The 9,916-nt window shown below is 59.3% G+C and carries 6 protein-coding genes; 4 read left to right on the top strand and 2 right to left on the bottom strand.

Annotation, left to right across the window (positions count from 1 at the left end; translation table 11 throughout):
• Positions 1-1,415: 1,415 nt before the first annotated feature.
• Positions 1,416-2,810, bottom strand: a complete 1,395-nt coding sequence (locus H7E91_RS11175) for a tyrosine-protein kinase domain-containing protein (protein ID WP_182355192.1) — start codon at positions 2,808-2,810, stop codon at positions 1,416-1,418.
• 165 nt (positions 2,811-2,975) lie between these two features.
• On the opposite strand from H7E91_RS11175, the gene H7E91_RS11180 reads away from it, so the two are divergent.
• The 3 genes from H7E91_RS11180 to H7E91_RS11190 are packed head-to-tail and all read left to right on the top strand — an operon-like array spanning position 2,976 to position 6,042.
• Positions 2,976-3,743: an SGNH/GDSL hydrolase family protein gene (locus tag H7E91_RS11180; RefSeq protein WP_182355194.1), complete on the top strand. Its 768-nt coding sequence runs from the start codon at positions 2,976-2,978 to the stop codon at positions 3,741-3,743.
• Positions 3,744-3,772: 29 nt separating this feature from the next.
• Complete coding sequence (locus tag H7E91_RS12185) at positions 3,773-4,918, top strand: dTDP-4-dehydrorhamnose 3,5-epimerase family protein (RefSeq protein ID WP_182355196.1); 1,146 nt, start codon at positions 3,773-3,775, stop codon at positions 4,916-4,918.
• On the top strand, positions 4,915-6,042 hold the full coding sequence (locus tag H7E91_RS11190) for an O-antigen ligase family protein (protein ID WP_182355197.1): 1,128 nt from the start codon (positions 4,915-4,917) through the stop codon (positions 6,040-6,042). The genes H7E91_RS12185 and H7E91_RS11190 overlap by 4 nt, the downstream gene beginning before the upstream one ends.
• 399 nt (positions 6,043-6,441) lie before the next feature.
• Here the strand turns inward: H7E91_RS11190 and H7E91_RS11195 are convergent, their stop codons facing one another.
• Complete coding sequence (locus H7E91_RS11195; RefSeq protein WP_182355199.1) at positions 6,442-7,902, bottom strand: alanine/glycine:cation symporter family protein; 1,461 nt, start codon at positions 7,900-7,902, stop codon at positions 6,442-6,444.
• A gap of 384 nt (positions 7,903-8,286) precedes the next feature.
• On the opposite strand from H7E91_RS11195, the gene H7E91_RS11200 reads away from it, so the two are divergent.
• A complete protein-coding gene (locus tag H7E91_RS11200; RefSeq protein ID WP_182355201.1) occupies positions 8,287-9,438 on the top strand; it encodes a hypothetical protein in 1,152 nt (383 codons plus the stop codon).
• Positions 9,439-9,916: the final 478 nt, after the last annotated feature.

Consider the following 9,916-nt stretch of genomic DNA (forward strand, 5'->3'; position numbering starts at 1 on the left):
CCGGCAGCGTCTCCAACGGCTCGAGATCGGCACCCGCGCCGACCGAGAACTCGAAGCTCTCGCCACCGCCACCATCAACCAACTCACATTGGAAAAAGCAGCTTGACAACAATAGGAGCATCCACTCCAAGGGGCATTCCTGATCAACGGCGATGCCCCTGCACCGCTGCCGTCTACATGGCGCAGTCGAGTTCTAGCCACAGTTGGGATTGCGTGTTGAACGCGTAATCACTGACAACGCGTTCGCTTACCGCAAGTCCGCGACGTTCCACGCTGTGATCGACGCTCATGTCATCAGCCACAAGTTCATCAAGCCCAACTGCCCAAGTGCCATCGGCAAAGTCGCGCGGCCCAGTCGCACCCTGGCCGCTGAATGGGCTTACCCCAGAGCCTCGAAATCGGACAACGAAAGGGCTCAAGCCGTGCAGTCCTAGATCGATTACTACAACCTAGAAAGACCCGACGTCGGCATTGGGCAACATCGACTTACCACCCGCGTCCTAAACGGTCGAGGTCAATAGGAGCGGAGCGCGTCTGCGCAAAGTCACACGCGCGGGCAAACGTTTCTCAAAATGTATCTCTGCCTAGAACCGGGGCTAAACTCGCTAACAAAAATACGGCTGACTCAGGACGAGGATTTCCTTCCTTACCGATCACTTGTGAGGGCAATTCCGCTTGTCATGGCCGTGGTACCCGCAGACGCTGCACCGCCCAGCGTTTTGGGAAATGTTGCACGACCGTCTGTCATGTCCCTTAACACCACATAACGAGCAAGTTCGACTTCCGACCATTAGATCCCCTGTTAGCGATTTCTTTATGCCTGAAGTCGAGAATATCGCATTCTCCTCGAGCGCACCTGGATTTCGGTCGTTGCGAGAGCCGGCGATGGTGAACCGTATTCGATCTTCTGCCGTTGATCTCTCAGTCATAGAGAGCGGTTAGCAGTGTCCCTTAGAGTGTTGTATCCGCATGGTAGTCGTGAGCGTGGTGCTGAATTGAGCGCGGTCCTGCTGCAGATCATGATTAACGACCCGATCTCAGGCATTGGCGATACCAAAGTCGAAGCGGAGTGGATCAACTCCAGTCCCAACCATCCTGCTCAGCACCATAGCTACCTTGCTCAGAGGTATGGCTTCCGACACAGGCCCCTCGACACCCGGGTTGCACCGTCGACGCTGCTATTCCGAAGCTCAAGACGGGCGCGTTTGCGAGAGCCAGCCCTGGCGTTGTGAGAGCAGGTGGGCATTCTTGGGGATTGTGTTCGTGAAGCGGTAAGGCCCGATCAAGGAACCCGGGGCAACGAAACCTTCCGCTATTTGCAAGTCTCACAACAAAAGAATCGAAATGAAACCCGCGACCCTTCAGCAAGGGATGGCTCAAATGAAAAGCTGTCTAAGATGCACAATCGCGGAAGATCAACTGCGTCCGCGAACAATGCCCGTAAGACGCGGTGCCGCGTTCTCTGCGTTGGCATCGCCCTGTGTGTATCCCGAATAGTAGCCATAGCGCTCTTCCCTAGACTTGAGTTCGGCGTCGTTCAGGACTAATCCGAGCGTCGATACCAGTCCAGATTCCAGCACGTCAATTGTCGATTGGATCTGGGACCGCTTGGTCACCCCGGCACGCGACACGACGATAGCTCCTCCAGCCTGCGATGCGACGACGACGGCATCTGTCACCGGAAGGACAGGTGGGGTGTCCAGAACAACGTAGTCAAACTCGCGTTCTGCGAGGGAAAGCAGCTGCTTCATAGCTCCTGATCCGAGCAGCTCGGAGGGATTCGGCGGGACCGTTCCGGAAGGCAACACCCACAAATTTGTCGCGGCGGGAATTGCAAGATCCGCCAATGTGCCACGCTTGGTCAGAATGTCGGTGAGCCCGAGCTCGTTGTCGATCTGCAGGCGATTGGCGACCGAGGGGCGTCGCAGATCCGCGTCGATCAGGAGCACAGTCTCGCCCGCCTGAGCGAGTACGCTCGCAAGGCTCACAGCGGTCTGTGTCTTTCCCTCATCGAGGAGCGAAGAGGTGATGACAAGGGACTTCTTCCTTTCGCCGCCCAGACCGACAAACGTCACGTTCGTACGCAGACGGCGGTAGGCCTCGGAATGCGCTCGTCGCTCTGACGGCGTCATATTTTTCGAGATATGCCCGACAGTCGCAAGGATCGGTTTGTCTGTCACCTCTTGAATGTCGGCAGCATCCCGAACCCTCGTATCGAGTACTTCTCGTAGCAGAGCCTGGCCGAAGGCGAGCAGGAGCCCGAGGATCACTGCCAGGGCAAGATTCGTCATCGGCTTCGGGGCTGTCGGAGTGGTCGGCACCGTCGCAGGGTCAATAACGCTGGCACTGACAAGGTTCAACCCATCCGAGCTGGTCGGCGCCAAGTCATCGACCGTGGACACGAGACTGGCAGCGACTGCGTTAGCAAGGTCGGTAACCTCAGTAGGAGTGTCCCCGGTCGCCGCAATCTCGATGAGCGAGGTCGCGTTAGGCGACGATGCCGAGATGCTGCGCGAGAGAGACGCTGGCGTGGCATCGAGGTTGAGTTCATCAATGACGGGCTGGAGGACGCTGGCGGTCGATACTACTTGGACAAAGGACTGCACCTGCCGTTCTGCATAGTTGGCTCCCTGGGAGAGCTCACCCGCAGTGTCACCGCTTTCGACCGTGATGAAGACGGTTGCATCTGCCCGATAAGTAGGATCTTGCACAATCGTGTAGCCGGCAACGGCCGCTACTACGATGAAGAGGGTTGCAAGAATACTTCGCCAGTAGTCCCGAATGATCTTGAGATACTGCTGAAGTTCCATAACCGTCCTAATACATTCTTGAGCTGGGTGAATACTGCAGAACTATTGACAGAATCACAGTACACACAGACTGTACCTGCTGAGCCACGCTGTCCGCTTCTTCATGGCTTAGACTCACCGTGAGATTAGTAGCATGCGGTGGCAATTTATGAACGGAAGTGAGTGATGGGATCAGTTCGTAGTCGAGGTCTGTTAGCGATCATTGGACTGATTATTCTCGGACTTCTCGCCGTATCTTTAAGCCTGGCCGCTCTCGCCAGCGGCCGGGGGGCGGCGACCAGCGATGCGACCGAAGCCCGTTCGTTCGACTTCGGTAATGAGACGAGCAGTGATTCTCACATCTCGACAGAACCGGCGGTGCCCTCTGCGGATCCAGAAGTCGAGACCGAGACTTCCGTGCCAGCACCTGACGCAAGTCTGACGGCGGTGATTGTCGGTGACTCGAACTCGCTGGGTGACCCTCAGTCCCTGTGGGTGGGGCCGGTCAGCGCCGAGCTCGAGTGGGATCCTCTGTACAACCTCTCGGCGCCTGGCAGGGGCTACGTGACCCCTCCGCGCGTATGCAATGACTCTCCATGTACGCCCTTCCCGGGCACTGTGGACGCCATCGCTGAATTCTCGCCTGAAGTCGTTGTCACCTTTGGGGGAGTGGCTGATGGAGATACCCCGCTGACCGAGGTCGCTGCCCAGTACTACACGGATCTTCGTGCCGCGTTGCCTGAAGCCCGCATCATCGCAGTCGCTCCTATCTACAGCGCCGATTCGGTTCCGGACTGGGCGCCGCTCCATCGGGCGTCGATCCAGGCTGCTGTTGAATCCGTCGGCGGGGTTTATGTCGATGCAGGGCAGCCGGCACTCGGCGACGGCGAGGCGATGGGCGCCGAAGCGCATGCCGAGCTCGCGGCGACCCTCATCGCCGTGCTCGAGCCGTAGAGCCAGAAGTATCGAGAAGAGGACCTTGTGTGAACGAGCCGGATGTCAGATCGACCGAGATTCCTGGGCTGCTGGTTGTGAGCTCATCCCTCCAGGAGACACCCGATGGCTGGTTCACGGAGAACTGGCATGAAGCCAAGCTGGAATCTGCCGGCGGACCGAGCTTCAATCCCGTTCAGCACAACGTCACACACGTCCAGCACCGAGGCGTGACGCGCGGCTTCCACGCCGAACCCTGGGATCGGTACGTCAGTGTTCTCAGCGGCCGCGCTTTCGGAGCATGGGTGGACCTGCGTGAGGGCGAGGGATATGGTCGCGTGGCGACACAGGAGCTCTCGCCCGGCACCTCCGTCTTTGTTCCTCGAGGGGTCGGCAACGCGCATCAGGTGCTCGAAGACGGCACGACCTTCAGCTACCTCCTCTCCGAGCACTGGACACCGGAGGCGCGTGAACGGACAAAGACCGCCAACCTGTTCGACCCCGCCCTTGAGATCCCGTGGCCGATCCCCCAAGGCGATTCGGTCCTGTCAGAGCGGGACCTGGCTGCCCCTTATCTCTCTCTGCCGAAGGCCAAGTCCGCGGGGTTGGGCTCGATGTTCCGCAGATCTGCGGGTCCCACAAAGCGCGGCTATGAACGGGGCGCTGGCCCCTACCGGGTGCTCTTTGTCTGCACTGCCAACATCTGCCGCTCCGCGTACGCGGATGTTGTGGCAAGAGCCAGTCGTGCCCGAGGGATCGAGTTCGCCTCCGCCGGCACGCACGCGCTGGTCGGTGAACCCATTGATCCACCTATGGGAGGTCTTACCGCAGGCAGGGGAGAGGCTCAAAGCCACCGAGCCCAGCAGCTCGATCGCGACCTCGTTGAAGGCGCGGACTTGATTCTCACCATGGCGCCAGAGCATCGCCGGTACATTCTCGATGAGTGGCCTCAGGCGTCCACGAAGACCTTTGTCATCGGCCATGCTGCACGAGAGATCCAGTCTCTTCCCGAGGGGTCGCGACTCGATGATGTGACCGAGTATCTGTGGCGGCACAGAAGCACGGGCCAGCGCGACAGTGTTGCCGACCCCTACAGGCGAGGGCAGGCCGCCGCGATCACGGCAGCGCAGGCGATCGACACCCACCTGGAGAGCATCATCCCGGCCCTGCAAACGTTGGTCGACCGGCGAGGATGAGACAGTCAGCCCGGGTTGTCCTTGAGTCTGTGTCTCCACTGCGGAAACGACTCGGACCAGCAGGAATCTTCTTTGTCCTGAGCGTGGCGCTGTGGACTCTCTGGGTGCTCGCCTCTCCTGTGATCAGCCACCGACCACCCAGCTTCTCGTCGCCGTACCTGCTCTCGCCACTCATACTTCTTGCCGGTGCTGTGGCAGGGGGAGTGCTCGTTGATCGCTGGCGGAACTGTTCACTTCGGGAGGCGGCGCCCATTCTCTTGACGGTTGCGGCTTTCGCCGCCCCGATCTACGCCAATGCCAGTGCCGCCGTCGGTGTGCTCCTTGTGGCAATCGCGGCAGTCGCTCTCCTCGACCTGCCAAGACCAATGGACATCGCAGGGATGGCGCGTACGTCTGAATCGGTGGGTGCCGCACCTGCTGCGGCCGCCAAACAAGCCTCGAAATACTCTCCCGTCCGCGTGCCGCGGAGCATCCGTCAGATGGGTGAGTCACGCCACGTTGCCTTTGTGGTGGGTGTAGGCGTCATCGGTATTCTTCTAGCCTTTGGTTCTCAGGCCTCGCTCCTCCTGCTCGCAGCGCTCCTGGTCGCGATCAGCGCGGTCTATCGCGTGAGGACAGGGCCGCCTCGCGCGATCACTGTGGCAATCGGACTTGTCCTCGTCGCATTCGCTGCCGTCACGGTTGCGATCCTTGGATCGCGGGAGTCGTGGCCGGCATGGCTCTCACAGAGCGACAGTCTCAGCAGTGCCCGACACATTCTCTGGAATGATGCCCTGTCACTCTGGAAGCAGAATCCCTTAGTGGGCAGCGGCCATGGCACCTTCACGCCGTCTTCAGAGCTGGCATCGACGACCCCGGGGCTTGAGGCCACGCATTCCCTGGTCCTTCAGGTGCTCGCCGAGTACGGGATCATCGGCTTGGTGCTGCTGGCCGCTGTCTTCGTCGGAGGTCTCCTGCTGGCGACCCAGACTGCTCGGGACAGGGGAGCGATCTCGGGGGCGGCGTGGGCATTCCTGGCGATCCACTCGACCATCGACCATCTCGAAGACTTCCCTGTTGTCGCCCTGACGGCTGGAATCCTCATCGGATGGGCGGGTCTAAAGGATCAGAAGGATGACGAGTAGCCGAGTACCCGCCGGCTTCTCCGTCTAGGCCAGCTCCAGTGACTTGAATTCCCGTTCGTCGAGCGAACGAGCAATCTGACGTTGAAATCCTGGTGCAGGAGCTCGATTGACCAAGCGGTATCGGCCGTCCAACCTGCTCAGCTCAAATGACTGGTCCTTGCATGGGCACCGACTGCCGATATCCATCTGGCCTCTATGCTGATCGTCAGCGGCTTGCGGCCACCGGATCTCCACCATCTAAGCAAAGGTTGCCTGTCGAAGAACTGCTATCGACCAACTGCTCCTTGTTGAGCGACCAACTGCTCCCTGCTGAGCGACCAACTGCTCCCTGCTGAGCGACCGGCTGCGAGATGTCTACCGGGCCCGGTAGAGCGTTTGGTCTCTGCTTCCCAGCGACTCTCAGTCGCTCAGCACCCATGCATCCGATGGCAGCTTCTTCTGAAGCCCAGCGGTGTCCTCATCAAACTCGGGCTCCCTGCCTTCGGCGAGCTGCTTCTCGAAGTCCTTGAGGGCCGTGGTGACCCAGCGGGTGAGTGCGAGAACGCCGACGAGGTTGAGGAGGGTGATGGTGGCCATGGCCGAGTCCATGAGTGTCCACACGAAAGGCACGGCCAGGACGGCGCCGATGCCGGCGCAGAAGATTGCGACTGCCCTCGAGCCGATCCTCCAGGCACGTGACGTCCATCCGAGGAACACGAGGTTCGCTTCTGCATAGGCGTAGGCGCCGAGGATCGAGGAATAGGCGAAGAAGAAGATCATGAGGGAGAACGGAATCGCCATCCACCCGCCCAGAGTCCCCATCACCGCGTCAGCGGTGAGATTGGAGGCGGCCGACTGGTCGGCACCCTGCAGGCTCACCACGCCCGAGGTGAGGATGATGAAGCCTGTCGCCGTGCTCACGAGCATCGTGTCGAAGAAGACTCCGATGGACTGGATGAGGCCCTGGGACACCGGGTGGGCGACCGTGGCGGTCGCCGCAGCGTTCGGGTTCGTTCCCATGCCCGCCTCATTGGAGAACAGGCCACGGCGAGTGCCGTTGAGGATGGCGGCGAAGATGCCGCCGGCCGTGCCGGCGAGTGCTTCGTCAAGACCGAAGGCTGAGCGGAACACATCGCTGAAGAAGTCCGGGAGGGCGTCGAGGTTAAGGGCGATGATGGCGATGGCGGTGATGAGGTACGCGATCGCCATGATGGGGGAAATCCACTCGGTGGCCCGGGCGATGCCGCGGACTCCGCCGATAAGAACAACACCCGTGGCAACGGCGATGACGATGCCGGAGACCCAGGGAGGAATGTTGTGGCTGCCGTAGAGCACGCCCGAGATCGAGTTGGCCTGGACCATCGGCATCGCCACGACCATGGAGAAGACCATGAATACGGCGAAGAGATTGGCGAGAGTCTTCGAGCCTGTGCCGTGGAGGATGTAGGTGGCCGGGCCGCCGCGGAACGTTCCATCCTCCTGACGCTTCTTGAAGAGCTGGGCGAGAGTGGCCTCCGCGAAGGCGGTCGCCATTCCGAAGAAGGCAACGATCCACATCCAGAACAGAGCGCCCGGGCCGCCGAGGATCATCGCCAGCGCAACGCCGGTGATATTGCCAATGCCGATCCGAGTCGCCATGCCGATGGTGAAGGCTTGGAAGGATGAGATTCCGCCCTTGGCATCCTTCCTCGAGTTCCGCAGGTGCCGGAACATATTGCCAAGGTGGCGGAACTGAACACCTCGCGTTGCAAAAGTCATGAGCACGCCTGTGCCGACGAGAGCGAGGATGACGACCCAGCTGTACACCCAGTCGTTGATCCCACCCAGCCATGCCGTGATCGGATCAGTCAGATCAGCCAGCCATTGCTCAACACTCTCCATATGGACTCCTTACAGTTGAAAAGAATCTTCGCATAGCGGAGCCGGTGCTTCGGAATTGAGGCAGAGATTTCTCGCGGAACTCTAATTGCAGAGACTGGTCGAGCTTGTGCGTGAGTCGAATGTGATCGAGCTGCAGGGTCCACTTCAGATCAGGAACGAGCGAACTCCGACGCCGGGTAGATTCTCACATGGCAGCCGCGCGCGGCTCCGACCCCGAAGCCCACCGCGTCTGTGAGTGTAAGCCGAGCCATCCTAGCGAGCATGCGCGTATGATTTTGAAAAGAGAAGGCGGCGCGAGGTGAACAATTGGTATCGAGAACAGTATCTGAACTAACGGGATTCGCTCATCGAGAAACCCAGGTTACGAGACTCATTGCAATCGCCATGAACCGTGAGGAAGGCAGGAATCTTTTCGCAGCGCTTGAAAAGTCAATCCGACCTGACTTCAAAGAAGAGCAATACGAGGGATCACACCTGGAAATCAACGCGTGCTCTGAATATCTGTTCAGCGGAAATCGCTTTGACGTCGTAATTGGTGTCTGGGATGGAACTCGGGTTGGAATACACGTAGTCGAGACAAAGGTCACGGCCGAGCAGGGTCATAAGCAGCTCGATCGGTACCTTGAGGCCTGCGTGGACAAGGAGTTCCTCAGCAGGGTGCGTGAAGACCTTTTCCCGGATTTACCGGGCGGCGTGGAGTGCGGTGCCGATCTTACATACCTGACCGTTGTCCCCGAAGAGGGTCTCCCCAGTGGAGTTCGCAGTACGACTTTCGCAGCATGGCAACATTCGCTTGAAGAGGAGCCAAACTCGAACGAAAAGATGTCATTGGCCGCACTTTTGCTTCGTGACGTCCTTCAGTACTTGGGTCCAGACACCAGCTCAGAGTTTGAGGCGCTCAGAGCGCTCGATGCCAGGACGCCGTTCGCGCAGCTCCGTTCGTTCGTCGAAACGAAGCCACTGCTAGAGCGAAAGTACACACGGCGGGCGGCTGAGCTTCTCGGGCTGGAGCTTTATGAACTCAGCTCGGCTTCAAAGGAGTTGGCAATCAAAGAGCCGTGGGTCTACGCCGGCAGCGGCTTTGAATTAGGCTACACGCGCAAAGAGTGGCAGCTAGTCGCGGAACGGCCGGAATTCGAGGGCTTCGCTCTGGAGTTCGGCATCCCGGTTTCGTCGGATCGCCTCAATAGGGGTGAAGTAAAACTCGGATTCAAAGTTGCGCCGAGGCCATACAAGCCACGGAAAGATCTCAAGACGGAATACTCGGGGGAGAACTTGGCCTACTTCGAACGGTTTCGAGGCGAGTTCGCGGAGAAGCTTGTTCGAAAGCTCGGGCAGAGCGCGCATCCCATCGACTTCACCAAGACGAATTATTATATGCAAATTCTGAAGTGCCCCATCTCGTTTGACGAGGGGGAGTCGATCGAGGGCCTTTCAGAAAAGGTTTGGAGGGCTTCTCTGGTGATTGGGAAGCTGGCCGATGCAGTTCTTGCAGAACTAAATCCGCCGCTGAGGGTCTTTGTTGAAAATTCCTGAATGAGCGTTCGAGCTGCTCATTGGTAGGGATCGGTACGTCTTATCTCCCGCCAAATTGTTTAGCCGAGGTGTTCGGTCGCAGGGCTGGGTTGATCCGGTAGCGCGGGCGGGTGCCACTGGTAGTGCGGGGCCGCTCGCGCTTTAGGGTCTACTCGTTAGTGGGCGCGGCCGTGAGAATCCCTGGGAGGAATACCAGCTGATGATGTAGTGGTGCGGGGCTGATTCGAGGTCGCCGTGGAGAGTAGTTCGTAAAGTGCTCCCCGGAAATCGAGCTGTCTTTTCAGGTTGAATTCCGGGGAGCGCTTTCGGTTAAGAATGACACCCTTCATGCGGCGCTAGGTGTAGTTCCTTGGGAGGTTGTGAACGCTCGAGTTAGATGAAGACCTCCGGCAGGATGTGGGTTACCACGCTCGCATCCAGTAACCGGAGGTCTTCATGTCCCACGCTAACGCACCATTGACACCTGTGGGCAGGCAGC

The organism is Flaviflexus huanghaiensis (assembly GCF_014118685.1).
In the GTDB taxonomy this organism is placed as follows: domain Bacteria; phylum Actinomycetota; class Actinomycetes; order Actinomycetales; family Actinomycetaceae; genus Flaviflexus; species Flaviflexus huanghaiensis.

Bases quoted from the DNA above. Each gene is read 5' to 3' on its own strand.
- H7E91_RS11175 (WP_182355192.1), bottom strand. From the start codon at position 2,810: ATGGAACTTCAGCAGTATCTCAAGATCATTCGGGACTACTGGCGAAGT.
- H7E91_RS11180 (WP_182355194.1), top strand. From the start codon at position 2,976: ATGGGATCAGTTCGTAGTCGAGGTCTGTTAGCGATCATTGGACTGATT.
- H7E91_RS11190 (WP_182355197.1), top strand. From the start codon at position 4,915: ATGAGACAGTCAGCCCGGGTTGTCCTTGAGTCTGTGTCTCCACTGCGG.
- H7E91_RS11195 (WP_182355199.1), bottom strand. From the start codon at position 7,902: ATGGAGAGTGTTGAGCAATGGCTGGCTGATCTGACTGATCCGATCACG.
- H7E91_RS11200 (WP_182355201.1), top strand. From the start codon at position 8,287: ATGAACCGTGAGGAAGGCAGGAATCTTTTCGCAGCGCTTGAAAAGTCA.